Origin of the sequence: Candidatus Pantoea rara, assembly GCF_051136265.1 — a bacterium.
GTDB lineage: Bacteria > Pseudomonadota > Gammaproteobacteria > Enterobacterales > Enterobacteriaceae > Pantoea > Pantoea rara.
The window spans coordinates 1031637-1058119 of sequence record NZ_CP194942.1 but is presented as its reverse complement, the minus strand read 5'-3'; the positions used below and the strand labels follow the sequence as shown (position 1 = coordinate 1058119).

At 55.8% G+C, this 26483-nt stretch carries 24 protein-coding genes; 5 read left to right on the top strand and 19 right to left on the bottom strand.

The window, feature by feature from the left end; translation table 11 throughout:
• Positions 1–326 precede the first annotated feature (326 nt).
• Positions 327–1511: an NO-inducible flavohemoprotein gene (hmpA, locus tag ACR8BF_RS05170; RefSeq protein WP_434745655.1), complete on the top strand. Its 1185-nt coding sequence runs from the start codon at positions 327–329 to the stop codon at positions 1509–1511.
• A gap of 66 nt (positions 1512–1577) precedes the next feature.
• On the opposite strand, the gene glnB is transcribed toward hmpA, so the two are convergent.
• The 5 genes from glnB to purL all read right to left on the bottom strand — a co-directional run bounded on the left by glnB (position 1578) and on the right by purL (position 10000).
• Entirely contained in the window at positions 1578–1916 is a 339-nt protein-coding gene (gene glnB / locus ACR8BF_RS05165; RefSeq protein ID WP_179895027.1) for a nitrogen regulatory protein P-II, read from the bottom strand.
• Between the two features lie 184 nt (positions 1917–2100).
• Positions 2101–3435 (bottom strand): two-component system response regulator GlrR, encoded by a 1335-nt coding sequence (gene glrR / locus ACR8BF_RS05160; RefSeq protein WP_218928039.1) that lies wholly within the window; start codon positions 3433–3435, stop codon positions 2101–2103.
• Positions 3435–4103, bottom strand: a complete 669-nt coding sequence (gene qseG, locus ACR8BF_RS05155; protein WP_179895026.1) for a two-component system QseEF-associated lipoprotein QseG — start codon at positions 4101–4103, stop codon at positions 3435–3437. The genes glrR and qseG overlap by 1 nt, the downstream gene beginning before the upstream one ends.
• 3 nt (positions 4104–4106) lie before the next feature.
• A complete protein-coding gene (locus ACR8BF_RS05150) occupies positions 4107–5534 on the bottom strand; it encodes a HAMP domain-containing sensor histidine kinase (protein WP_434745654.1) in 1428 nt (475 codons plus the stop codon).
• A 578-nt stretch (positions 5535–6112) separates the two neighbouring features.
• Positions 6113–10000 (bottom strand): phosphoribosylformylglycinamidine synthase, encoded by a 3888-nt coding sequence (purL, locus tag ACR8BF_RS05145; RefSeq protein WP_434745653.1) that lies wholly within the window; start codon positions 9998–10000, stop codon positions 6113–6115.
• A gap of 266 nt (positions 10001–10266) precedes the next feature.
• Here purL and mltF point away from each other — a divergent pair, with 266 nt between their 5' ends.
• The gene (gene mltF, locus ACR8BF_RS05140) at positions 10267–11724 is read left to right on the top strand and encodes a membrane-bound lytic murein transglycosylase MltF (RefSeq protein ID WP_179895023.1); all 1458 of its coding nucleotides are present in this window, start codon (positions 10267–10269) and stop codon (positions 11722–11724) included.
• On the opposite strand, the gene tadA is transcribed toward mltF, so the two are convergent.
• On the bottom strand, positions 11721–12188 hold the full coding sequence (tadA, locus tag ACR8BF_RS05135; RefSeq protein WP_218928068.1) for a tRNA adenosine(34) deaminase TadA: 468 nt from the start codon (positions 12186–12188) through the stop codon (positions 11721–11723). The two genes, mltF and tadA, sit on opposite strands and share 4 nt — an antisense overlap.
• Before the next feature lie 87 nt (positions 12189–12275).
• Positions 12276–12914: a phosphatidylglycerophosphatase C gene (yfhb, locus tag ACR8BF_RS05130; protein ID WP_179895021.1), complete on the bottom strand. Its 639-nt coding sequence runs from the start codon at positions 12912–12914 to the stop codon at positions 12276–12278.
• Positions 12915–13069: 155 nt separating this feature from the next.
• Here yfhb and ACR8BF_RS05125 point away from each other — a divergent pair, with 155 nt between their 5' ends.
• A complete protein-coding gene (locus ACR8BF_RS05125) occupies positions 13070–13909 on the top strand; it encodes a MurR/RpiR family transcriptional regulator (protein WP_010257643.1) in 840 nt (279 codons plus the stop codon).
• A 55-nt stretch (positions 13910–13964) separates the two neighbouring features.
• On the top strand, positions 13965–14213 hold the full coding sequence (locus ACR8BF_RS05120; RefSeq protein ID WP_179895020.1) for a YfhL family 4Fe-4S dicluster ferredoxin: 249 nt from the start codon (positions 13965–13967) through the stop codon (positions 14211–14213).
• Here ACR8BF_RS05120 and acpS read toward each other — a convergent pair.
• The 11 genes from acpS to rpoE all read right to left on the bottom strand — a co-directional run bounded on the left by acpS (position 14210) and on the right by rpoE (position 23670).
• Positions 14210–14590 (bottom strand): holo-ACP synthase, encoded by a 381-nt coding sequence (gene acpS / locus ACR8BF_RS05115; RefSeq protein WP_179895019.1) that lies wholly within the window; start codon positions 14588–14590, stop codon positions 14210–14212. The two genes, ACR8BF_RS05120 and acpS, sit on opposite strands and share 4 nt — an antisense overlap.
• Complete coding sequence (gene pdxJ / locus ACR8BF_RS05110; RefSeq protein ID WP_292991436.1) at positions 14590–15321, bottom strand: pyridoxine 5'-phosphate synthase; 732 nt, start codon at positions 15319–15321, stop codon at positions 14590–14592. Before pdxJ ends, acpS begins: the two co-directional genes overlap by 1 nt.
• A 72-nt stretch (positions 15322–15393) precedes the next feature.
• Complete coding sequence (gene recO, locus ACR8BF_RS05105; RefSeq protein ID WP_179896997.1) at positions 15394–16122, bottom strand: DNA repair protein RecO; 729 nt, start codon at positions 16120–16122, stop codon at positions 15394–15396.
• A gap of 4 nt (positions 16123–16126) precedes the next feature.
• Entirely contained in the window at positions 16127–17032 is a 906-nt protein-coding gene (gene era, locus ACR8BF_RS05100) for a GTPase Era (protein WP_434745652.1), read from the bottom strand.
• A gap of 147 nt (positions 17033–17179) precedes the next feature.
• A complete protein-coding gene (gene rnc, locus ACR8BF_RS05095; protein ID WP_090958580.1) occupies positions 17180–17860 on the bottom strand; it encodes a ribonuclease III in 681 nt (226 codons plus the stop codon).
• Positions 17861–17991: 131 nt separating this feature from the next.
• Positions 17992–18966 (bottom strand): signal peptidase I, encoded by a 975-nt coding sequence (gene lepB, locus ACR8BF_RS05090; protein ID WP_434745651.1) that lies wholly within the window; start codon positions 18964–18966, stop codon positions 17992–17994.
• Positions 18967–18975: 9 nt separating this feature from the next.
• Positions 18976–20775 carry a translation elongation factor 4 gene (gene lepA, locus ACR8BF_RS05085; RefSeq protein ID WP_179895016.1) on the bottom strand — a complete coding sequence of 600 codons (1800 nt, stop codon included), beginning with the start codon at positions 20773–20775 and terminating at the stop codon, positions 18976–18978.
• Between the two features lie 218 nt (positions 20776–20993).
• A complete protein-coding gene (rseC, locus tag ACR8BF_RS05080; RefSeq protein ID WP_434745650.1) occupies positions 20994–21458 on the bottom strand; it encodes a SoxR-reducing system protein RseC in 465 nt (154 codons plus the stop codon).
• Complete coding sequence (gene rseB, locus ACR8BF_RS05075) at positions 21455–22411, bottom strand: sigma-E factor regulatory protein RseB (RefSeq protein ID WP_179895014.1); 957 nt, start codon at positions 22409–22411, stop codon at positions 21455–21457. Before rseB ends, rseC begins: the two co-directional genes overlap by 4 nt.
• Positions 22411–23064 carry an anti-sigma-E factor RseA gene (rseA, locus tag ACR8BF_RS05070; RefSeq protein ID WP_292991417.1) on the bottom strand — a complete coding sequence of 218 codons (654 nt, stop codon included), beginning with the start codon at positions 23062–23064 and terminating at the stop codon, positions 22411–22413. Before rseA ends, rseB begins: the two co-directional genes overlap by 1 nt.
• A gap of 30 nt (positions 23065–23094) precedes the next feature.
• Positions 23095–23670: an RNA polymerase sigma factor RpoE gene (rpoE, locus tag ACR8BF_RS05065; RefSeq protein ID WP_013358764.1), complete on the bottom strand. Its 576-nt coding sequence runs from the start codon at positions 23668–23670 to the stop codon at positions 23095–23097.
• A gap of 412 nt (positions 23671–24082) precedes the next feature.
• Here rpoE and nadB point away from each other — a divergent pair, with 412 nt between their 5' ends.
• Positions 24083–25702: an L-aspartate oxidase gene (gene nadB, locus ACR8BF_RS05060; protein ID WP_179896995.1), complete on the top strand. Its 1620-nt coding sequence runs from the start codon at positions 24083–24085 to the stop codon at positions 25700–25702.
• On the opposite strand, the gene trmN is transcribed toward nadB, so the two are convergent.
• The gene (gene trmN, locus ACR8BF_RS05055) at positions 25687–26436 is read right to left on the bottom strand and encodes a tRNA(1)(Val) (adenine(37)-N(6))-methyltransferase TrmN (RefSeq protein ID WP_179895012.1); all 750 of its coding nucleotides are present in this window, start codon (positions 26434–26436) and stop codon (positions 25687–25689) included. The two genes, nadB and trmN, sit on opposite strands and share 16 nt — an antisense overlap.
• Positions 26437–26483: the final 47 nt, after the last annotated feature.

Sequence of the window (26483 nt, the reverse complement as noted above, 5' to 3'; positions counted from 1 at the left end):
CCGGATCTCCTGACTCAGCTAACTTTCTGACGGTATTTACCCCCCTTCAGGGGCGAAGGCCAACAGTGTAAACCGTTTTAACAGGTGAAGGTAGGGTGAACCGCCTCTTTTTACGCAAACGATTGGCTGGTGACTGGCACTGCTTTTTTACACCTTTTTACCCCGTTCAGACGTCACATTTTTTCTCTGGGATGTGACGGCGGCTTCTGTTCATGCACCTGAATGTTGCCATCTGCATAACCCGAAATTTTCCCGGGTTATTTACTCCACAGGCGAGTTAGCTATAAGATGCATTTAAAATACATGTTTATAAAGAGGCCACTGATATGCTTGATGCACACACCATCGCCACCGTTAAATCGACCCTGCCTGCCATCGCCGCTTGCGGCCCAAAGCTCACTGCCCACTTCTATGACCGCATGCTGTCGCACCATCCGGAACTCAAAAACGTCTTTAATATGAATAACCAGCGCAACGGCGATCAACGCGAAGCGCTGTTCAATGCCATCTGCGCTTACGGCGCGAATCTGGAAAATCTGGCCGTACTGCTGCCTGCGGTGGAAAAGATTGCGCAGAAACACACCAGCCTGAATATTCAGCCTGCACAGTACGCCATCGTGGGTGAAAATCTGCTGGCAACCATCAAAGAGCTACTGAATCCAGGCGAAGAGGCGCTGGCTGCATGGGGCCGGGCCTATGGCGTACTGGCAGATGTGTTTATCCATCGGGAAGAGGAAATTTATCAGGCGACCGAGCAGCAAACCGGAGGCTGGCGCGATACCCGTGCTTTTCGCATTAGCGCGATTGAGCAGCAAAGCGATGTGGTTAAAAGCTTTACCTTCAGCCCGATGGATGGCGGCCCGGTTGCGGCATTTAAGCCGGGTCAGTATCTGACAGTACATCTGCAGCCCGCCAGTTTCGACCATCACCAGATTCGTCAGTACTCGCTGACTCATCTCAGCAATGGCAAAGATTATCGGATTGCGGTGAAACGTGAAGCGCAGGGGACCGTTTCCGGCTGGTTGCATCAGAATGCTAAGGTGGGTGACGAACTGATGCTCGCCGCACCGCACGGTGACTTCTTCCTGGATGTCGATCCGGTCACACCGGTAGCGCTCATCTCTGCGGGCGTGGGTCAGACCCCGATGCTGGCGATGCTGCATTCACTGGCAGCTAACCAGCATCGCGCGCCGGTCAGCTGGCTGCACGCCGCAGAGAACGGCAAACAGCATGCTTTTGGCGATGAAGTGCGTGCCACTGGCGCGCAGTTCGCCGATTTCATGAGCGAGATCTGGTATCGTGAGCCCGCGACTGAAGATGCGGGTCGTTATGACGCGCAGGGTCTGATGGATATCAGCGTGATCGCCGCACGTCTTGCCTTACCCGATACCCACTTCTACCTCTGTGGCCCGCTGCCCTTTATGCAGCATGTGGTGGCGCAACTGCGTGATGCCCGCGTGGCAGACGCACGCATTCATTACGAACTCTTTGGCCCGCATAAAGGCATGTAATTGCGCCATAAAAAAAGCCCGCAGCGCGGGCTTCTTGATGCTGATAAAGCGCTGATAAAAAGCCTGTCAGATCGCCTCTTCATCTTCTTCGCCAGTTCGGATACGCACGACGCGCGCTACGTCGAAGACAAAGATCTTACCGTCACCGATTTTGCCGGTCTGCGCGGTGCGCATAATGGCCTCGACGCAGGTATCAACGATATCGTCGCCCACCACCATCTCGATTTTCACTTTAGGCAAAAAGTCGACCATATACTCTGCGCCGCGGTACAGCTCGGTGTGCCCTTTCTGGCGACCAAAGCCCTTCACTTCACTCACGGTCATCCCGGTGATGCCCACTTCCGCCAAGGCTTCACGGACATCATCGAGTTTGAATGGTTTGATAATCGCATCAATCTTTTTCATGTCAGACCCTTTTTCACTCCCTCCATGGTCAGAGGGTTTATCAAGTATAAATGTTGCTGGCGCTGTCGGGCGGTAATATCCGGGATTCTTCAGGTTGCCGCAAGCGCTGTCAGATTATGCTGACCGCACCCATTCAGATTCGGGCCTGAGCAGGCAACCTGCCGGTATCACATCGCAGCCTCCGCTACTCTTTGAAATCACTGGCATCCAGTTCATGACGAGACAGCAGCTTATAGAACTCCGTGCGGTTGCGTCCAGCCAGACGTGCGGCGTTAGTCACATTGCCTTTGGTCATCTGCAACAGCTTACGCAGATAGTTAAGCTCAAACTGATTGCGCGCCTCCGCAAAGGTCGGCAACGCGCTATTTTCGCCGCTCAACGCCTGCTCCACCAGCGCATCGCTGATCACCGGCGATGAACTCAACGCCACACACTGCTCAATCACGTTAACCAGCTGACGCACGTTGCCCGGCCAGCTGGCGGCCATCAAGCGCTTCATTGCATCGACGGAAAAACTGCGAATCTGCGGTTTATGCCGTTCCGCTGCCTGCCGCAACAGATGATTAGCCAGCAGCGGGATATCTTCCGTACGCTGATGCAGCGCCGGGATCTTCAGATTCACCACATTCAGACGATAGAAGAGATCCTCGCGAAACTCCTTTTTCTCCATTGCCCTGGGCAGATCGCGATGCGTGGCTGAAATAATCCGCACATCGATCTCACTATCATGATCGCTGCCCAGCGGCCTGACCTTACGCTCCTGCAACACCCGCAACAACTTAACCTGTAGCGTTTGCGGCATATCACCAATCTCATCCAGAAACAGCGTGCCGCCGCCAGCAGTCTTAAACAAACCTTCACGGGCACTGACCGCGCCGGTAAAGGCTCCTTTGGCATGGCCGAACAGCTCTGACTCCAGCAACTGCTCCGGCAGTGCGCCACAGTTAATGGCGACAAAAGGCTTGCCGTTACGCGGACTGGCGGCGTGAATCGCCTGCGCCAGCATCTCCTTACCGGTGCCACTCTGACCATTAATCAACACGCTGACGTCCGACTGCGCCACCATGTGCGCCTGCTCCAGCAGCCGTAACATCAGCGGGCTGCGGGTAACAATCGCCTCACGCCAGCGATCATCGCTGACCGGTGCCTGCTGTGCCAGCGCCTCATCAATGGCTTTATAGAGCGCATCTTTATCCACCGGCTTGGTCAGGAAGCTGAAGACGCCCTGCTGCGTGGCGGATACGGCGTCCGGGATTGAACCATGCGCCGTCAGGATAATCACCGGCAGACCAGTATGGCGCTTCTGGATCTCGCCAAACAGCGCCAGGCCATCCATCTCATCCATCCGCAGATCGCTAATCACCAGCTCGATCTTCTCTTTCTGCAGCAGACGCAATGCTTCGGGTCCGCTGCCTGCGGTGGTGACCTGATACCCTTCGCTGCGAAGACGCATGCCCAGCAGCTTCAGCAGGCTGGGATCGTCATCTACCAGCAGCAATTTAGCCGCTTGCCTCACCATTATTGCTCCTCATCCTGCGGCAGCGCCGTGCCGTGACTGCTGTCAGAGACATCCGGGGCTTTACGTGATGAAAGCTGGCGCTCAATGTCAGTCAGCCGCTCCAGCTTATGCTGTGTCTCGCTGAGCTGCTGCTGCTGTTTCACCATCTGCTGGCGTATCGTCTCCAGCTGCGTATCGCTGCTCTGCTGCAGATGGACATAACGGGTGCGCGCTTCACTGAGGTCGAGCTGCGCGGTCTGATTGCTGCGCCACAGCTGGATCAGCGGGCGCACAGACTGCGGGAAATCGCTGCTGTAGCGATCCAGCGTTTCAACATAGCGACGACGCTCCACGGGCGTCACATTGCCGTTGGACATCAGCACGCCCTGCTTAAAGGCGCGCGACCAGTTTTCTGCCGGCCAGCGATGCGCTTCGGCACGGGCCTCAGCGGGAGAAAGACGTTCAGCACAGTCGATCGCCCGCATCCAGTAGAGGGTATTATCCAGCGCCGCCCTATTCTCTATCGGCCACAGATCACTGCAGCGGGTCGCCAGGTAATCAGCAATTCTGACATCGGGTTCCGCCACCTGATGGCCTGACGGCAAAGAGGAGGTGGCCGGGGAGGTCGTACATCCGCTGAGGAGCAGCGTAGTCAGCGTGCTCAACAGCAAAGCGGGTAAATATTTCATCGGTCAGACTTTCCCGGATGTGGTGTTCAGTTCAATTCGAAAACAGACGTCAGCCTGCTCGCAGGGGACCAGCGTCAGGTCGCCGTGCATCCGGCGCAGGCAATCTTTGGCAATACTCAATCCCAGCCCGCTGCCTTTTACCGGCCCTTTGCGTTGCTGGCTACCCTGGAAGAACGGTTCGAAAATCATCGCCTGCTCTTCCGGCGGAATCGGCGAGCCACTATTTGCGACCTCAATCCAGATTCGATCACCCAGCTGCTGACTGCGAAGCCAGATGGTACCGGATTCGCTGCCGTAGTTCACGGCGTTCGAATAGAGGTTATCAATGACCCGCATCAGTAACGTCGGTTCGGCAAGGCAGTGAATGACCTCAAGATTGACCACCGTATGCATCAGTTTGGCACGCGCCGAGAGCGCATGTGCAGTGACTACGCCCTCCACGATTTCTGCCACGCTGACCGGCTTCAGTTCAATCGGGCCATCTGCCAGTTTACGGTTGTAATCGAGGAGCTGTTCAATCAGACGCTGCAGATGACGGCTGCTGCCATCGAGGATAGTCACCACCTCTTTTTGATCGGCATTCAGCGCGCCGGCGACTTCGTCCGCCAGCAGTTCGGTGCCTTCACGCAGGCTGGCCAGTGGCGTTTTCAATTCGTGAGAGAGATGGCGCAGAAATTCATGACGCTGCGATTCCAGCCATGCGAGCCGTTCGCTGAGCCAGACGATGCGCTGTCCCAGTGAGCGTAGTTCGCGCGGGCCACGAAATGTCACGCTGTCACCCAGTTCCCGTCCCTCGCCAAGCCGGTTGATCATCCGCTCAATACGCTTGACCGGGCCAATAATCATGCCGGTAAACAGCGTCATGAGGGCCAGACTAATGATAAAAAGAATCAGCGACTGCCAGCCAAAAAACTGGCCGCGATCGGCGATTTCACGCTGCAACTGTAAACCGCGCGAAAAGACCACTTCGCGCGTGTCCTGCACCATCTGGGCGTTAGTGGCAGAAAAACGATCCAGCGCCTCTGCGGCAGGCGGCACCGGGTTGCCATTATCGCATTTCAGTGGCGTCAGCAGCGGCAACGTCGCCTGTAAGGTCTGGAAGGCGGGCAGTTCGGGCAGGCTGGCGCTGTGCGAGCTCAGCATCTGACTGTAGCGCGTGTGCTGAGTCCGATAGAGCCGCGCCAGCGAAGCATCATCCAGCACGCAGTACTGACGATAGCTGCGCTCCAGCTCAACCGCCGTTCGCGCCATCGCCTCACTTCTGCGCACATCCGTAAAAGTATTGCGGTTAGTGTCCGCAGCCTGTTCGCTTAACGCAGAAAGACTTTCCCACGCCTGCCAGGCCAGCACCAGCAAGGGCAGCAGCACCAGCACAAATGCCATCAGCACCAGCTGACGCAGAGAACGGGGAAATAAACGCCATTTTTTCACGCAGCCGCTTCCTTAAGAATCACTGTCTGGATGCTAGCGGACTCTGTCAGCCGAAGAAAGGTGTCGGCAAAAGAAAGGGAACAAAAGAAAACGGCAGGCTCAATGGCCTGCCGCTGGCACGACGCGTAGTGCATCGCGTAAGAATGGGTGGAGCCTTACTCAACGTTACGTCCGGTGTTTGATAACGCAAGCGATTATCGGTCAGGTGGACGGCAGGCTCCGTTTGGTGCGTCATTCGGGCTTTATGAGCTCTTATCCGCTAAGCGGGGCAATCATAAACAGGTGAATGAGCAGCTGCAGGAGTATAGCAAGTTCCATGCCAGAAAATAAATCATTATATTTTTCAGCAGATTGAATCGGCCTGTTTAATCACTCTTGCGAAAATTCCGATATAAACAGGGACAATGTGTCTCCGCAAGACGACATCAAATCACGCCAGAATCCGGCTTATTTAAAATCAATGAGATAGATGTCGCCATAAAGAGACAGTGCGGCATCCCTGTTGTCGTCATTTGCCAACAACGGCGTAAAAAAGAACAGGAGGCACACTGGCCTCCTGTTCCATTCAGCGGAATAAATTAACCCAGCTGTCTGCGCGCATTGCGGAAAATACGCATCCACGGGCTGTCTTCGCCCCACTCTGCCGGGTGCCAGGAGTTGCTGATGGTGCGGAACACACGCTCCGGATGCGGCATCATGATGGTGACGCGACCACTTTCGTTGGTCACGGCGGTAATGCCGTTAGGAGAACCATTCGGGTTAGCCGGATAGGTTTCTGTCACCTTGCCGAAGTTATCGACAAAGCGCAGTGCCACCAGCCCTTTCGACTCCAGCGCCGCCAGATGCGTCGCATCACGCACTTCAACAAAGCCTTCACCGTGTGAAACCGCGATAGGCATATGCGAACCAGCCATCCCGTCCAGCAGCAGTGAGGGACTGGCGGCCACTTCGACCAGGCTGAAGCGCGCTTCAAAGCGTTCAGACTGGTTACGCACAAAGCGCGGCCAGAGATCGCTGCCTGGGATCAGTTCACGCAGATTCGACATCATCTGGCAACCGTTGCAGACGCCCAGCGCCAGAGTTTGCGGACGGTGGAAGAAGGTTTCGAACTCATCACGCACGCGCGGGTTGAACAGGATCGATTTCGCCCAGCCTTCACCGGCACCCAGCACATCACCGTAAGAGAAGCCGCCACAGGCGACCAGCGCCTGGAACTCTTCCAGACCGCGCCGTCCGGCGAGCAAATCGCTCATGTGAACGTCAATGGCGGTGAAACCGGCCCGATCAAAGGCGGCAGCCATCTCCACATGCGAGTTGACGCCCTGCTCACGCAGCACGGCGACGCGTGGACGTGCGCCAGTCGCGATCATCGGCGCCGCCACATCTTCCTGCGGATTAAAGGTCAGATTAACGTTCAGGCCAGGATCGCTGTCATTTTTCTTCGCTTCATGCTCCTGATCGGCACACGCCGGGTTGTCGCGCAGGCGCTGCATCTGCCAGGTGGTTTCTGCCCACCAGGTGCGCAGCGTGTTGCGGCTTTCACTGTAAACTGCGCTGTCACCGGAACGGATCACAAAGCGATCGCCCGGCTGCGCGCTGCCCAGCAGATGCGTTGAGGCGGCCAGGCCATGATCCGCCAGGATCTGCTCTACTGCGCCGCGATCGGCGGTGTTGATCTGAATTACCGCACCCAGCTCTTCGGTAAACAGGGCGGCCAGCGCATCGTTACCCAGTGAAGCAATATCAACGTCAATGCCGCAGTGACCGGCAAAGGCCATCTCGGCCAGCGTCACCAGCAGACCGCCGTCGGAGCGGTCGTGGTAGGCCAGCAGTTTCTGCTCAGCCACCAGCGCCTGAATCGCATTGAAGAAGCCCGCAAGCTGCGTAGCATCACGTACGTCAGCAGGCTTGTCGCCGAGCTGGCGATAGACCTGCGACAGCGCAGTTGCGCCCAGCGTATTTGCGCCGTTGCCCAGATCGATCAGCAGCAGCAGGTTATCCTGATCGGCCTGCAGCTGTGGCGTGACGGTGCGACGCACATCTTCAACGCGGGCAAAGGCGGTAATCACCAGCGACAGCGGCGAGGTCATCTCGCGTTGTTCAGTGCCTTCCTGCCAGCGGGTTTTCATCGACATCGAATCTTTACCAACCGGGATGGTGATCCCCAGCGCCGGGCAAAGCTCTTCACCGACCGCTTTTACCGCCGCATATAAACCGGCATCTTCACCCGGATGACCGGCTGCAGACATCCAGTTAGCGGAGAGCTTCACGCGCTTCAGCGAACCAATCTGCGTGGCGGCCAGGTTGGTCAGTGCTTCACCTACAGCCAGACGACCCGACGCTGCGAAATCCAGCAACGCAACGGGTGAACGTTCGCCCAGGGCAAAGGCTTCACCGTGGTAGCTGTCGAGGCTGGCAGTCGTCACCGCACAGTTGGCCACCGGGATCTGCCACGGCCCGACCATCTGGTCGCGCGCCACCATGCCGGTCACGCTGCGGTCACCGATGGTAATCAGGAAGGTTTTTTCCGCCACGGCAGGCAAGTGCATCACACGATTCACCGCGTCGACCAGCGTAATGCCGTCGCGCTGCAGTTCGGTGCCCTGCGCCTGCTGCGTCACCACATCCCGCGTCATCTTCGGCGTTTTGCCCAGCAGCACATCCAGCGGCATATCGATCGGCTTATTATCGAAATGGCTGTCTTCCAGGCTCAGGTGCAGCTCTTCGGTCGCTTCACCAATGACCGCAAACGGTGCGCGTTCGCGCTGGCAAATTGCCTCAAACTGCGCCAGCTGATCGGGTGCAACAGCCATCACATAACGTTCCTGTGATTCGTTACACCAGACTTCCAGCGGGCTCATGCCTGGCTCATCACTCAGGATGTCACGCAGGTTAAACCGGCCGCCACGGCCGCCATCGCTGACCAGCTCCGGCATGGCATTGGAGAGGCCGCCTGCGCCCACGTCATGGATAAACAGAATCGGGTTCTCATCACCCAACTGCCAGCAGCGGTCAATGACTTCCTGGCAACGGCGTTCCATCTCCGGGTTATCACGCTGTACCGAGGCGAAGTCGAGATCGGCATCTGACTGGCCCGAGGCCATGGATGAAGCCGCACCGCCGCCCAGACCGATGTTCATGGCCGGACCACCCAGCACCACCAGCTTCGCGCCCACGGTGATTTCGCCTTTCTGCACGTGGTCGGCACGGATGTTACCGATGCCGCCCGCCAGCATGATCGGCTTGTGGTAGCCGCGCAGCTCGGTGCCGTTGTGGCTGGTAACCTGCTCTTCATAAGTACGGAAGTAGCCGTTCAGTGCGGGACGACCAAATTCATTGTTAAAGGCAGCGCCGCCCAAAGGGCCGTCGGTCATGATCTCCAGCGCGCTGACGATGCGGGCTGGTTTGCCGAAGTCCTCTTCCCACGGCTGTTCAAAGCCCGGGATACGCAGGTTTGAGACCGAGAAACCGACCAGGCCCGCTTTTGGTTTAGAGCCACGTCCGGTTGCGCCTTCATCACGAATTTCACCACCGGAACCGGTCGCAGCACCCGGCCACGGCGAGATCGCCGTTGGGTGGTTGTGGGTTTCCACCTTCATCAGGATATGCGCCGCTTCCTGATGCCAGCGGTATTCGCTCTCTCCGGCGTCAGCAAAGAAGCGACCAACCTCTGAACCTTCCATTACGGCAGCGTTATCTTTATAAGCAGACAGCACGAAGTCCGGCGTCTGCTCCATCGTATTTTTAATCATCTTAAACAGCGACTTCGGCTGTTTCTCGCCGTCGATAATCCAGTCGGCGTTGAAAATCTTGTGACGACAGTGCTCAGAGTTCGCCTGCGCAAACATATAGAGTTCAATGTCGTTGGGGTTACGGCCCAGTGCGGTAAACGCCGCCACCAGGTAGTCAATTTCATCATCTGCCAGCGCCAGGCCCAGGGAGATATTGGCCTGAACCAGCGCCTGACGGCCCTCACCCAGCAGATCGACACTTTTGACCGGCTGCGGCGTGTGGTGCGCGAACAGCTGCTCAGCCTGCGCCAGATCGCTGAAAACCGTTTCCATCATCCGATCGTGCAGCAGCGTGCCCAGCGTTTGCCACTGTGCTTCGGTCAGCTGGGGAGCCTGTACATAGAAAGCCAGACCACGTTCCAGACGACGCACCTGTGGCAGGCCGCAGTTGTGGGCGATGTCGGTTGCTTTGGATGACCAGGGCGAAATCGTGCCAGGACGCGGCGTCACCAGCAGCAGACGACCCTGTGGGGCATGTTCAGCGAGAGAGGGACCATATTTCAGCAGGCGTTGCAGACGGCTCTGTTCGTCAGCGCTTAAGGGCGCGCTGACATCAGCAAAATGGATGTACTCAGCGTAAATATCACTCACCGGCAGATGAGCGTCCTGAAAGCGGGTCAGCAGTTTGTTTACACGAAATGCCGACAGGGCGGGCGAACCACGCAGAATTTCCATTAATAAGTCTCTCGTCAGGGCGCCGGGCGACGCAAATTGGGCGCAACAGGGAAAACGGGGCGTATTATAGAGAAAGCGACCTCGCGACGAAACCGTTTGCGCACAATTTTTGGCGACCCGGATTTGCCTGAATTTTGCGCAAAAGCTGCTATAAAAGTTGCTCAGCGTGATTTAGTTGCGCAAAATGCCCCTCGCTCTGGGAGTTCAAAGAAGATAAATACTGCCTTTAAAAGACAGAGGCCTTAGAGCCAGCGAGAGATAACTATTTGAAACGCCTAAAATTTAATTATCTGTTTATCGGTCTGGTTGCCGTGCTGTTAGCGTTAGCGCTGTGGCCCTCCATTCCCTGGTATGGGGGTGGGCAGGATACGATTTCACAGATTAAATCGCGGGGAGTGCTGCGTGTCAGTACCATCAACTCCCCATTGACTTACTACACAGTGAACAAGTTACCGGCCGGTATGGATTATGAGCTGGCAAAACGCTTCGCCGATTATCTGGGCGTCAAACTCGAGGTGACGGTTCGTCCTAACCTGAGCGATCTGTTTGATGACCTTGACGATGGTAAAGCCGATTTGCTGGCTGCTGGCCTCAACTATAACAATGAACGCCTGACGCGCTTTCAGACCGGGCCAGGTTACTACAACGTTTCGCAGCAGCTGGTCTATCGCGTGGATAAGCCGCGCCCTAAAAACCTCGGTGACTTAAAGGGGCGGCTGACGGTTGCATCGGGATCGGCTTATCTGTCAACGCTCAAGAGCGCGCGTTCCAGTCAGTTCCCCGATCTGGACTGGGCGATCTCCACCGATCTGAGTCCTAAAGCGTTGCTGGAAGCGGTGGCCGCTGGCAAGCTTGACTACACAATTGGCGATTCTGTAACCATCGCCCTGTTGCAACGCATCTATCCGCAGCTGGCGGTGGCGTTCGACGTCACGGATGAAGAGCCGGTGACCTGGTATGTGCGACACAGCGATGATGACAGCCTGAATGCGGCAATGCTCGACTTCTTTAACGGGATGGGTGAGGAAGGCGCAATGGCGCGGCTGGAGGAGAAATATCTTGGCCACGTCGGCACCTTCGACTATGTCGATACCCGCACTTTCCTGCGCGCCATCGACAATACGCTGCCCGACATTAAGCCGCTGTTCGAGAAGTACGCCACCAGCATTGACTGGCGACTGCTGGCGGCGATCTCCTATCAGGAGTCGCACTGGAATCCGCAGGCCACCTCCCCTACTGGCGTGCGCGGCATGATGATGCTGACGCGTAATACCGCTGATAGCCTGGATGTGGGCGACCGGACCGATCCCGAACAGAGTATCCGCGGCGGCAGTCAGTATCTGCAGGATATGATGGCGAAGGTGCCGCAGACCATCCCGGAAGATGAGCGCATATGGTTTGCACTGGCGGCCTATAACATGGGCTATGCGCATATGCTCGACGTCCGCAAGCTAACGGCGCGCCAGGGCGGCAATCCGGACAGCTGGGCCGATGTGAAGCTACGTCTGCCGATGCTGAGTCAGAAGCGATACTATACCCAGACGACGTATGGCTACGCCCGTGGGCATGAAGCGTATAATTACGTGGAGAATATCCGCAAGTATCAGATAAGCCTGGTAGGCTATCTGCAGGAGCAGGAGAAGCGTCTGACGCAGCAGGCAGAAGCCCAGGCTGAACTGGCGAAGGGCTATCCGGCGGTTGAACCGAAGATTGCGATGAACTAATCGCGGCGCTGCGCCTGCCGCAGCGCTTTTTTCTGCTCACGACGCATACGGAAGAAATCACTCAGCATGGCGGCACACTCCTCAGCAAGCACGCCGCTGTGCAGCTCAACCTGATGATTCATGCCGGGATGACCCAGTACATCCAGCAGCGATCCCGCCGCCCCACTTTTACTATCGTGTGCACCATACACAAGTCGCGTAATGCGGCTGTGAACCATGGCGCCGGCGCACATGACACACGGCTCAAGCGTTACGTAAAGCGTGGTATCCAGCAGACGATAATTTTCCAGCACTTTACCGCCCTGGCGCAGAGCCATCATCTCAGCATGCGCCGTCGGGTCGTGCTGGCCGATGGGCCGGTTCCAGCCTTCACCAATCACCCGGTCGTCCTGAACCAGTACCGCACCGACCGGGACTTCGCCCTGCTCCCAGGCCCGCCGCGCCAGGCCAAGCGCATGGCGCATCCAGTATTCATCTTGTTGTTTCACGCTGACCACTCCGGGCGACAGAAAAGCGGCGCATTATAGCGGTCTCATTGATCCTTTAGAAACTTATTCCAGCTGCTGCAGCTCACCCGCCGGGGTCACGCGCCAGCGATGCTGACAGAAAAACAGCAGCGGGTTATCCTGTTTGCTATCGCTGTAGCCGCTGTAGAGCTGAAGCGGCGTGCCGATTTTCTCTTCCAGTTGCGCCACTTTCTCATGGCCAAGACAGCGCATCGCCAGCACTCGCCCACCCCAGCCGCGCTGCATCTGGCTCGCAATCATCTTCACGCGTGGCAGAAACGCGGAGTCGTAATAGACCTGCTCCACCAGCGACTGTGGCGATCCGGTGATCAGCCAGACGTCAGCATCATCACTGCTGAGATACTCTGTCAGGCGCTGCTGCACCACCGGGAATGCTTTGACGCGCAGGCGAAACCATTGCGCAAACTCCGCTTCGAGGCGCAGTAATGTCCGCTCAGAGCGGCCAAAGGTGATTGACCAGAGCAGCAGGCTCATGGGCCAGCGTGCCGCGCGGCCTTTAAACAGCAGGCCAATGCCCACCACCGGCAATAATGGCACCACCAGCAGCAGGTTCAGTGGCCGGCGACGCAGCAGATAGCGCATAAATGTGCCGAACATGTCCTGCTGATGCAAAGTGCCATCCAGGTCAAAAAATACGATGCGACGTTGTGTTCCCCTGGTCAAACAACTCTCCTTTACGGCTGATTCCGGGATGATAAAGAGTAGTGTAGCTATCATCAGGCGGTACGGCGATGACTGTCATTTTTAATTCCGATGACTACAATGCCAGATGAATAGTTTATTCTTCACTGATTATCCCTGAATTACGAGGATTGGGCATGAGTTCATTGCTGCGCATTCGCCAGCTTTATCCACGTCTGGCATTGAACGAGCGTCGGCTGGCGGATTTTTTACTGTCGCAACCCGATCGGGCGCGTCACCTGAGTTCACAGAAACTCGCGGAAGAATCCGGCGTTAGCCAGTCGAGCGTGGTGAAGTTTGCTCAGAAGCTGGGATACAAAGGCTTTCCGGCGCTTAAGCTGGCCCTGAGTGAGTCACTGGCGGACAAGGATGCCATTACTGTGCACAACCATATTCTCAGCGACGACCCGCTTAAAATGGTGGGTGAAAAGTTGCTGACAGAAAAGCTCTCAGCAATTCGCGCCACGCTGGATATTAATAGCGAAGAAAAGCTCAATGACGTGTTACAGCTGCTGAAAAATGCCCGACGCATTTTACTGGTGGGCATCGGCGCATCGGGCCTGGTGGCCAAGGACTTCTCCTGGAAGCTGATGAAGATTGGCATTAATGCGGTAGCGGAACAGGATATGCACGCCCTGCTGGCCAGCGTACAGGCGATGGGGCCAGGCGATGTGCTGCTTGCCATCTCTTACACGGGTGAACGGCGAGAGATCAATCTGGCGGCGCAGGAAGCGGTTCAGGTGGGCGCGGATGTGGTGGCGTTTACCGGCTTTACGCCGAATACCCTGCAGCAGAGCGCCAGTTACTGTCTCTATACGGTGGCGGAAGAACAGAGTACCCGCAGCGCGGCGATCTCCTCGACCACGGCGCAGCTGGCACTGACCGATCTGCTGTTTATGGCGCTGGTGCAAAACGATCCGGAGCGCGCGTCAAGCCATATTCGTCACAGCGAAGCGCTGGTGAAAAAGCTGGTCTGATCAGCAGCAGTGCGTATAATACCCGCGCTTTTTCTGTTGTTATCAGGTGGGTAAAATGGCGCTGTTGATTACGTCCAGATGCATTAACTGCGATATGTGTGAACCGGAGTGCCCGAACCAGGCGATTTCGCTGGGCGATGCGATCTATGAGATAGATGTCAGCCGCTGTACGGAATGCGTCGGACATTATGAGGTACCCACCTGCCAGCAGGTCTGCCCCATCGACAACACCATTATCATTGACCCACAGCACACCGAATCACGCGATGCGCTGTGGGAAAAGTTTGTACTGCTGCACGGCTAGCTTTCAATGATCACCGTGGCGCAGGCGTAGTGACGTTCATCGGCCAGGGTGACGTGAACGTGCTTAACGCCCAGCCTCTCCGCCACGTCAGCAGCATGCTGAAAGAAGCGTAACTCCGGTTTTCCCAGCGCATCGTTGTAAACTTCAAACTGATTAAACGCCAGCCCCCCACGAATACCGGTGCCAAAGGCTTTGGCTGCCGCCTCTTTGACCGCAAAGCGTTTGGAGAGAAAGCGCACCGGCTGTTTGTGCGTCTGATACTGCTGCCATTCAGCTTCGCTCAGCACCCGACGCGCCAGCCGGTCGCCAGAGCGCTCTATCACCCCGGCGATGCGTTCAATCTCAACAATGTCTGTACCCAGTCCGAGAATAGCCATCAGCGGCGGGCTTCACGCAGTAGCTGTTTCATCTCTTTGACTGCATCCGGCAGCCCATTCATCACCGCACGACCGATAATCGCATGGCCGATATTCAGCTCATGCATTTCCGGCAGCGCCGCAATCGGTAACACGTTATGGTAGGTCAGACCGTGACCGGCGTTGACCTTCAGCCCCAGACTGGCGGCGAATGTCGCAGCGTGACGGATGCGTGCCAGCTCAGCGTCACGCGCCAGTCCCTCAGGTGCTTCGGCATAAGCGCCGGTGTGAATTTCGATGTAAGGCGCACCGGTAGCAACGGCCGCTTCGATCTGGCGGTGATCGGCATCGATAAACAGCGAAACCAGAATGCCTGCATCTTTCAGCAGTTGTACGGCCGCATTCATCTTCTCCTGCTGTCCCGCCACATCCAGTCCGCCTTCAGTGGTGACTTCCTGACGCTTTTCCGGCACCAGGCAGCAGAAATGGGGCTGGATATCACAGGCGATGCCGATCATCTCATCGGTGACCGCCATCTCCAGATTCATGCGCGTCTGGATAGTGTCACGCAAAATACGCACGTCACGATCGGTGATGTGACGGCGATCTTCACGCAGGTGCACGGTAATGCCGTCTGCGCCCGCCTGTTCGGCGATAAACGCCGCCTGCACCGGATCGGGATAGTTTGTCCCACGCGCGTTACGCACCGTGGCAATGTGATCGATATTGACGCCTAACAGCAACTCAGCCATGACCATCCTCACTTCTTTTCCATCGTGATGTTGAGTGTACCGCGCTTATTTAACCAGGCGGTACGACCCGCGCTATTCTTCTGACTGTTCGGGCTTTTTCTTCGGGATAAACTGGCGGAACAGCTCCTGGCTTTTCAGCGGCTTACCGCCAAGATAGGGTTTCAGGGCGATGCGCGTAAAGCGCTTCGCGGCGCGCAGGGTATCGGCATCGGGAAACTCTCGCTCGCACAGGGCCTGCAACTCGCGGCCGGTAAAGCTGCGATTGTTAACCACCAGACTGGCGATAAAGCCACGCTCTTCACGATAGCTATACGTCATGTCATCGCTGACCGGCTCGCCGCTGCCCGCGCAGTGCAGGAAGTCGACGCCATATCCGAGGTGACCGAGCAGTGCCAGTTCAAAGCGTCGCAGTGCCGGTTCGGGCTTGCCGTGCGTTGAGGCTAATGCCTGAAGACAGTTGAGATAGTCGAAGAAGAGTTCCGGGAAGGGAGATTCCTGCTGCAATACGCGCGAGACCAGCTCATTGACGTAGAGACCGCAGTAAAGCGTGATGCCGCTGAGCGGTAAAGCCAGCGACACCGCTTCGGCATTGCGCAGGGTTTTGACTTCCCCTCGCCCGCTCCAGCGAACCAGGAGCGGGGTAAAAGGTTGTAACGCGCCTTTCAGATGTGAGCGCCGGGAACGTGCGCCCTTAGCCAGTACCCGCACCCGCCCTTCATTTTCGCTGAACAGGTCGAGCAGCAGACTGGTTTCGCTGAAGGGACGACTATGCAGCACAAAGGCGCGTTGCCAGCCTTCCATTGAATCAGAGATCGTCTGTATAACCCAGGCTGCGCAGAGCACGTTCGTCATCTGCCCAGCCGGATTTCACTTTCACCCACAGTTCGAGATGCACTTTCGCTTCGAACATCTCTTCCATGTCCCTGCGCGCTTCTGTTCCGATGACTTTGATTTTGGCGCCTTTGTTGCCAATTACCATCTTCTTCTGCCCTTCACGCTCAACCAGGATCAGACCATGGATGTCGTAACCGCCGCGTTCGTTGGTGACGAATCGCTCGATTTCAACCGTGACGGAGTAAGGCAGTTCAGCACCCAGAAAGCGCATCAGTTTTTCACGGATCATCTCTGATGCCATGAAACGCTGTGAACGGTCAGTGATGTAATCTTCCGGGAAGTGATGATCAGCCTGTGGCAGATGCTTGCGGGTAATGGCCGCAATGGTATCGACGTTTTTGCCGCTCTCAGCAGAGATAGGCACGATATCGAGGAAGTTCATCTGCTGGCTCAGGAATTGCAGATGCGGCAGCAAAATGCTTTTATCCTGAATGTTGTCGACCTTATTGATCGCCAGCACGACCGGCACTTTGTTTTCGCGCAGTTTGCCCAACACCATCTCATCATCTGGCGTCCAGCGGGTGCCTTCAACCACGAAGATCACCAGTTCTACATCGCCAATCGAACTGCTGGCTGCACGGTTCATCAGACGGTTAATCGCGCGCTTCTCTTCCATGTGCAGGCCCGGGGTATCGACGTAAATCGCCTGATATTCGCCCTCGGTGTGAATGCCCATGATGCGGTGGCGCGTGGTTTGCGGCTTACGCGAGGTGATCGACACCTTCTGCCCCAGCAACTGGTTCAGTAAGGTGGATTTACCGACGTTTGGTCGGCCAACAATCGCGACAAAGCCGCAATAAGTAACGTTTTCGCTCATTCGAGTCCTGAATTGTTCAGCGCCGGATGCGGCGCCGAAAGAGTGCTATTTGAGTCATATGTCATTCAGCGTCTTCTGACGCCGTGATAGAACTGTCAGAGGGTAATGGATTCAGCGCCAGTTCAGGCACCTGTCACCCCGACAAACCTATTCGAGACCTAATTTTATCAGTGCCTGTTCAGCCGCTGCCTGCTCGGCTTTACGACGGCTGGAGCCGACGCCGACGACCGGCTCGGCCATGCCACTCACCTGACAGTGAATGGTGAATTCCTGATCGTGGGCTTCGCCACGCACCTGGACTACCAGATAACTTGGCAGCGGCAGATGACGTCCCTGCAGATACTCCTGCAGGCGCGTTTTCGGATCTTTTTGTTTGTCGCCAGGACTGATTTCGTCCAGACGGCTCTGATACCAGTCGAGGATCAGCTGCTCTACCCGCTCAATACCGCTGTCGAGGAAGATTCCGCCAATGAGCGCCTCCACCGTATCTGCAAGAATAGATTCACGACGGAAACCGCCGCTTTTCAGCTCGCCTGGCCCCAGGCGCAGGCACTCGCCAATATCAAATTCGCGAGCCATTTCAGCCAGCGTATTGCCGCGCACCAGCGTGGCGCGCATGCGGCTCATGTCACCTTCATCCACCCGCGGGAAGCGGTGATAAAGGGCATTCGCAATCACATAGCTAAGAATTGAATCGCCCAGGAATTCCAGGCGTTCGTTGTGTTTACTGCTGGCGCTGCGGTGAGTCAGGGCCTGCTGTAACAGTTCCGAATGAGTAAAAGTGTAGCCCAGTTTGCGCTGAAGCTTGTTAATCAGGATGGGATTCATGCGATTCCAGTTCTTTGTTGCGTCTGTGACTCTGCATACCAAACGGGGCTGGTAATCCAACACGTTCCGTTTGGTGTGCAGTGGCCTCCCTGAGGAGGCCACCCGAATTGCCTGCTAATCAGACAATGTTGTTAGTGGATACCGCCGATGCGACTGAATCGCACGCCGGTTGGCCACTGGCCTTCTTGTTTTTCAAAGCTCATCCAGATAGCGACCGCTTTACCGACCAGGTTACGCTCCGGGACAAAGCCCCAGTAGCGGCTGTCTGCGCTGTTATCACGGTTGTCGCCCATCATGAAGTATTGCCCTTGCGGCACGACCCAGCTCGACTGCGGCTGACCCGGCTGCTGATAATACATACCTGCCTGGCTCTGCGCTTCATTTACCAGCAGAATGTCATGCGTCACGTTACCGATTGTCTCTTTACGGGTGGCCAGGCGCAGACCACCACGCATGGTATCGCCCTGCGGCACCTGATAGAAACCGTTGCCCGTTTCGTTGCCATCAAAGCCGCTAAAAGTCTGAATAAAGTTACTTGGCTCAACGTCGGTATACGTCACCGCTAACGCTGTGTCACAGGCTTTATCGCCACTACAGGTCGGCTTCACCGTCAGCGTTTTGCTGTAAGGATCATAGATGACTTTGTCGCCTGGCAGGCCAATAACGCGCTTAATGTAATCCAGGCTCGGATCTTTCGGGTATTTAAATACTGCGATGTCGCCGCGCTTCGGCTGACCCGTTGGGATCAGCGTCGTCTGGGTAATCGGATCTTTAATACCGTAAGCGAATTTCTCCACCAGGATAAAATCACCAATCAGCAGCGTTGGCATCATCGAACCAGAGGGAATCTGGAAGGGTTCGTAGATAAACGAACGCACAATGAAAACCACAGCCAGCACCGGGAACACAGACGCGGTGGTCTCAATCCAGCCTGGCTTTGCCGCGACCTTCGCCAGCGTTTTGCTGTCGAGCGAGTTACCGGTCTGGGCCTGCACTTCAGCCTGTTTCGCGCGACGTGCAGGTGCCCATTTAAAACGATCAATTACCCATACGATGCCAGTAATCAGCGTCGCTATCGCCAGAATCAGGGCGAACATATTAGCCATTGGAAATCCTTATTTGCTGTCCTTACCGACATGCAGAATGGCGAGGAACGCTTCCTGTGGCAGCTCAACGTTACCAACCTGCTTCATACGCTTCTTACCATCTTTCTGTTTCTGCAACAGTTTCTTTTTACGGCTCACGTCACCGCCATAACACTTGGCGAGAACGTTTTTACGCAGCTGTTTAACCGTTGAACGCGCAATGATGTGGTTACCGATGGCAGCCTGAATCGCAATATCGAACTGCTGACGCGGGATGAGTTCTTTCATTTTCTCAACCAGATCGCGTCCGCGATAAGGCGCGTTGTCGCGGTGGGTAATCAGCGCCAGCGCATCCACACGTTCAGAGTTAATCAGGACGTCGACGCGCACCATGTCTGAAGGCTGGAAACGTTTAAAGTTGTAATCCAGCGAGGCATAACCACGCGAGGTTGACTTCAGACGGTCAAAGAAGTCGAGTACCACTTCTGCCATCGGAATTTCGTAAGTCAGTGCAACCTGATTGCCGTGGTAAACCATGTTGGTCTGCACGCCACGCTTCTCAATACACAGCGTGATCACATTGCCCAGATACTCCTGCGGCAGCAGCATGTGACACTCCGCAATCGGTTCACGCAGCTCTTCAATATTGTTCAGCGCGGGCAGCTTGGATGGGCTGTCGACATGAACGATATCGCCGCTGGTGGTTACGACTTCATACACTACCGTGGGTGCGGTGGTGATCAGGTCGAGATCGTATTCGCGCTCAAGACGCTCCTGGATGATCTCCATGTGTAGCAGGCCGAGGAAGCCGCAGCGGAAACCAAAGCCCAGCGCCGTTGAGCTTTCTGGCTCATAGAACAGCGAGGCATCGTTCAGGCTCAGCTTGCCGAGCGCATCACGGAACGCTTCATAGTCGTCAGAGCTGATTGGGAACAGACCAGCGTAAACCTGCGGCTTCACTTTTTTGAAGCCTGGCAGCGCTTTGTCTGCCGGATTACGTGCGGTTGTCAGCGTATCGCCTACCGGTGCGCCGAGGATATCTTTGATGGCGCAGACCAGCCAGCCCACTTCACCGCAGTTCAGTTCATTACGGTCGACACGTTTCGGGGTGAAAATACCCAGACGGTCGGCGTTATAAATCTGGCCGGTGCTCAGGACTTTAATCTTGTCGCCTTTGCGCATGGTGCCGTTTTTCACACGTACCAGAGAGACAACGCCCAGGTAGTTATCAAACCAGGAGTCGATAATCAGCGCCTGCAGCGGGCCTTCCGGATCGCCTTCCGGCGGCGGTATGTCACGCACTAAGCGTTCCAGCACTTCCGGTACGCCGACGCCGGTTTTGGCTGAACAGCGCACCGCATCCGTTGCATCAATGCCGACGATATCTTCAATTTCCTGTGCGGCACGATCGGGATCGGCTGCAGGCAGGTCAATTTTGTTCAGAACCGGCACCACTTCCAGATCCATCTCCATCGCGGTATAGCAGTTCGCCAGTGTCTGCGCTTCAACACCCTGACCGGCATCCACCACCAGCAGCGCACCTTCACAGGCGGCCAGTGAGCGGGAAACTTCGTAAGAGAAGTCTACGTGGCCTGGGGTATCGATGAAATTGAGCTGGTAAGTTTGGCCGTCTTTCGCGTGGTAATCGAGTGTCACGCTCTGGGCTTTGATGGTGATGCCACGCTCGCGCTCCAGATCCATAGAGTCGAGAACCTGCGCAGCCATTTCACGAGCGGTGAGGCCGCCACAGATCTGAATCAGACGGTCAGAGAGCGTAGATTTACCATGGTCGATATGAGCGATGATGGAGAAATTTCTTATGTGCTTCATTTATTGGGATATCTTCGCTTAAAATTCAGTTGAAAACCTGAGCACAGACACATTCAGGAAGATCGCTCTTTACCCACAATCCTGTCAGCCTCATTAATGACGACGCATATTACACTGTTAACGCCGCGCATAAAAGAATGGAACGTGGTGGAAGCGAAACAGATATCTGCGCAAGGCAGAATGGACAAAGGCCGCGGGATGCGCGGCCTGGACGTACGTTACGCTTCGCTTTCAACACGCAGCGCATCAGGGGGCAAAGCAATGTTCAGAATGACCGGTTGAAAAGCTTCGCGATCGCCGAATTTCATTGAAACGCCTTTAGCGACAATAAAGCCGCCAATGCCGCCCAGCAGCGCACCGCAGGCCGCAGCTAAATCACTGTTGAACAGCGCCTGAAACAGGCCGGCAACTACGAACAGGCCAAACAGCGGGGTCATGTAGACCAGCAGCGCAGAACCGAGCAGGCTGCTCTCTTTAATGCCTAATTCGATACGCTGTCCCGGTTGCAGTGGCTTGCTGCTGGCGATCTGCATCACATGAGCATTCTTCGGACCGAGTTTATTCAGCATATGGCTGCCGCAGCCTTTACGCGCCTGGCAGCTATTGCAGGACGTTTTTGCTTCAGTGTGCAGTGTCGCGATGCCATTCTGCCATGCCACCACGGTGGCCCATTCTCTCATCATTTTTGTGACCCCAGGTCGATGCTATCCGCAATACGTTTTGCGGTTGCCGGCGGTAACTCGCCAATCACCGCAATTTCGTTATTATTACGTACAACGGTCTGAACCGTACGACGTCCAGTGCGCAATGTCTGCGTTGTACTGGTTTTATCGGTTGGCGTCACGTTGATTGCGAAACTAAACAGACCATCGCTGTAGAGCTTCGACTCCATATTTTTGTCCAGACCCGGCAGCGTACGACGGTTCTGCGACACCAGCGACATCCCGGCGGGTATCCAGCCTGGCTGCCAGGCGAGTTTGACCGGATCCCCTTTCGGCACGGAGAGCGATGGTGGTAGATTCGCTTTCTCCAGCCCCTGCATCAGGTTACGCACCCCTTCATCTACCGCAAAGCTAATGACGCGGAACTGCTCCAGCGTCTCGCCGTCACGATCCAGCAGGTCGATACGTAGCGGTAACCTGGTGTCTACATCCAGCCACACCACATAGCTGTAACGGGTACCATCGCGCGAAACAATGCGCAATACATCACACATCTGATCGGCGATACGCGACCGGCCAACGGTAATAAAATCGTAGGCGGAGGCGAGCTTGGTGAAGTCAGCAAAAATCACCGATGGCAAGGCATCGATAATGTGATTGCCAGGAAGTGAGAAAGGATCGAGGCCAGGTTCGAAATAGCTGATATCGTTACCACGCTGGATGACTTCCCGACGTGGACCGTCCATCTGCAACAGCTGCGCGAATATGCGGTTATCAATCACAGCGTGACGATAACGCAGCGATTCGATGCCGATGCGCGAGACGTTGATATAGGCGAATTCGTAATTGAGGTTCTGACTTGCCTGCTCCATCTGCTGCAATAGCGCCCCGGACGCGCTGGTTTGCGCCGGGGCGGCAGATGACCACAACAGGCTGCCTGTCAGCAGGCTAACAGCATACCAAAGCGGCTTCATTACTGCTGTTGCTGTCCTAATGACTGGTTTCCGGGAACATCAACCTGCGCCTGTTTTGGCGCGTTGGTTTCGAATTGCAGCTGGTCAGCGTGCAGGCGACGTTGCAGTTCATAGTCCTGCAGCATGGCATTTACGCGACGACGCTGGTCCTGAACCTGCTGATTGGAGCTGTTAGTGTCAAAAGCATCAGACGGCACGCCCAGGCTCACTGGCGAGGCTTTCCCCATCATCGGCATGGTATTGAACACCGGCGAATCAGAGGTCTGTGTGGCGCTGCCCGCAGGCTGATTGTAGTGCTGAACACCCACGATCACTGCCAGTGAAACACAGGCAGCCACACCCACCTGAGTCAGTTGCGCAGCCCATGGGCGCGCTTTTTTCCAGAATGGCATTTTTTCCCAGCGGGAAGGTTCTGGCTGAGCTTCAGGGATCAGCGTGGTAACCGTTCGAAGCGGTTCTTTTTCGATGGCAGCAGCGACGCGCGCAGAGATATCGAAGTGCAGGACATCACCCACATCACCACGCAGGGTATCGCGGATGAGATGATAGCTCGCCCAGCTTTTCTGCAATTCTGCGTCCTTAGACAAGGCGGAAAACAGCTCGTTATCTAAGGTCTCACCATCCATTAAAGCGGAAAGTTTTTCTTTCTGCATGCCTATGTACCCTTCCAGTAGCCGTTATCACTAACGTTGGATAAGCGGTTGAACTTTGTTATCAATGGCCTCTCGCGCACGAAAGATACGTGATCGAACAGTGCCTACCGGGCAATCCATAATGACGGCGATCTCTTCATAACTCAGACCGTCCAGTTCCCTGAGGGTGATTGCCATACGCAAGTCCTCGGGTAGCGCCTCGATGGTACGAAAGACAATTTGTTTCAATTCATCAGACAACATTAAGTTCTCAGGGTTCGAAATTTCTTTTAATGCACCCGCACTTTCGAAATTTTCTGCGTCAATCGCATCCACATCGCTGGATGGCGGACGGCGCCCCTGAGCAACCAGGTAATTTTTCGCTGTATTTACCGCAATGCGGTACAGCCAGGTATAAAACGCGCTATCGCCCCGGAAAGAGTCCAGTGCGCGATACGCTTTAATAAATGATTCCTGTACTACATCAGGGACGTCGCCTGAGGGGACATAGCGTGAAACCAAACTCGCCACTTTATGCTGGTAACGAATTACCAGTAAGTTGAACGCTTTTTGATCTCCCTTCTGAACCCGCTCGACAAGGACCTGATCCGTTAACTGCTCGCTCATCCGAGGTAATGTCTCCCCAAATTTTTCATATGCAAAAGTAACTGCCAGCACATCTCATGTTCTGAGCAAGCATGCGCTTAGAGTTGTGATGTGGTGCGAAGTTCACTTTTCGCCCTGATATTTACCGCACCAGTGGACATTACACAGGTTGTTCGTTTTCGTTTAGTGTAAGGCGCGTAAATCGCAGGCAGAGTAACCTATGACAACAGCTTTTTCATCATTAAATCCTTTAGGTTTAATAAGTTTGCTATAAAAAACCAGGTCTGATACGACGCGATTTTAACTCACTGATTATAAGTAACTTTGAGAAATCATCTGACGAATAGCGGCAACTGGTGTTTAAAATACTTCACAGGTCACCCCATTGCGCTTATGCTCAGACGCATTCTTGTTTAGTAAATTAAACATTATGATGAATGTGACCCCGGATTATGAGTGTGATGTATTAATTGTTGGCAGCGGCGCCGCCGGTCTGTCGCTGGCTTTACGGCTGGCAAAACAGTATCAGGTGACCGTTCTCAGTAAAGCGCAGGTCAATGAAGGTTCAACCCTGTACGCCCAGGGCGGTATTGCAGCGGTATTTGATGAGACGGACAGCATCGAGTCGCACATAGAGGATACGCTGATTGCTGGCGCAGGATTATGTGACCGTGAAGCGGTCTCGTTTATTGCCAGCAATGCCCGGCATTGCGTGCAGTGGTTGATCGACAATGGCGTTGCCTTTGATCTTGATCCGCAGGCGGCAGGCGATATGCGCTATCACCTGACCCGCGAAGGCGGCCATAGTCATCGCCGCATCCTGCACAGCGCAGACGCCACCGGCCACGCGGTGGAAACTACCCTGGTGAGCCAGGCATTAAGTCATCCCAACGTCCGGATTCTGGAACGCACCAACGCAGTCGATCTGATCCTTTCAGATAAAATCGGCCAGCCAGGCCCACGTCGGGTGGTGGGTGCGTGGATCTGGAACCGTAATCGCGAGCAGGTTGAAACCTGTCGGGCGCGGGCCGTAGTGGTCGCAACCGGCGGTGCCGCTAAAGTCTATCAATATACCACCAACCCCGACATCGCCTCCGGTGATGGCATCGCAATGGCCTGGCGCGCGGGCTGCCGGGTCGCCAATCTGGAATTTAACCAGTTCCATCCGACCTGTCTGTTTCATCCGCAGGCGCAGAATTTCCTGTTAACCGAAGCGTTACGCGGTGAAGGTGCCTGGCTGTTGCGTCCCGATGGCAGCCGTTTCATGCCCGATTTTGATGAGCGTGCCGAACTGGCCCCGCGTGATATCGTCGCCCGGGCAATCGATCATGAAATGAAGCGCCTTGGCGTCGACTGTATGTATCTGGATATCAGCCACCAGCCTGAAGAATTTGTTCGCGCACATTTCCCGATGATCTATGAGAAGTTACTGACCTTTGGCTTTGACCTCACTAAAGAGCCGATCCCGATTGTGCCCGCCGCGCATTACACCTGTGGTGGCGTGGTAGTTGATCAGCACGGTCAGACCGACGTCAGTGGCCTCTTTGCCATTGGTGAGGTGAGTTACACCGGCCTGCACGGCGCTAACCGCATGGCATCCAACTCACTGCTGGAGTGTCTGGTCTATGGCTGGTCCGCGGCAGAAGAGCTGCTCCGTACCCTGCCCACCATCGAAGCCGTCACTGCGCTGCCAGCATGGGATGAAAGTCAGGTTGATGACGCCGATGAGCGCGTAGTGATCCAGCATAACTGGCACGAGCTGCGGTTATTCATGTGGGATTACATGGGAATCGTGCGCACTACCCGACGGCTGGAACGGGCGTTGCGCCGCATCAACCTCCTTCAGCAGGAGATCGATGAATATTATCGCCATTTCCGGCTCTCCAATAATCTGCTGGAGCTGCGGAATCTGGTGCAGGTCGCTGACCTGATGGTGCGCTGTGCGCTGGAACGAAAAGAGAGTCGCGGCCTGCACTATATCCGCGACTATCCGGATTTACTGCCAGAAGCGCTGCCGACCATTCTGACGCCGCCAGGCTACATGAAGAGATAAAACTCCCGCGTCAGGCTGCACCACTCATCTGAATAGCGGGTGTCTGGCGCGCGGATGGCGAGACGCTCCAGCAGCGTCTCACCGGCCTGCGGCGACAGACCCAGCACGACGCGATGTGGCAGACGATGGGCATATTCCGCCACGTCCAGCCGGAAGCGCAGATACCAGCCATCCGCCTGTGCCAGCTCAATAAAATCCTGGCCGGTGGCGGTGGGCAGCACCACACAGAACATTCCCTCTTCTTCAATCAGTAGTGCTGCACTGCGTAATAGCGTCTGATGATCGAGCGAGGCCGTCGCGCGTGCGCTGTCCCGAGCCGCGGTAGAACAGGCCACGCCCGGCGCGAAATAAGGGGGGTTGCTGACAATCAGCGAGTAACGTTTATCGCACTGCTCAGCCCAGTCGGCGATATCCTGCTGATGAACCTGAATACGCTCCGGCCACGGCGACTGCTGCACATTCTCCTGCGCCTGTTGTGCGGCTTCCGGTTCTAATTCCACCGCATCGATGTGGACCGGCGCCGGCGTACGCTGCGCCAGCATCAGCGCGATCAAGCCGCTGCCGCTGCCAATATCCAGAATGCGTCTTATCCCGGCAACCGGCGCCCAGGCCCCGAGCAGGATGGCATCGGTGCCTACTTTCATCGCACAGCGATCGTGCGCGACAAAAAATTGTTTAAAGGTAAATCCGTTCTTGTTTAACTGTGGCCGTTCACGCGGCTTATCCTGCATCATTCGTCACTACCATCGTTTTTTTCCTGCCGTACGGCAGCGCATAAGTG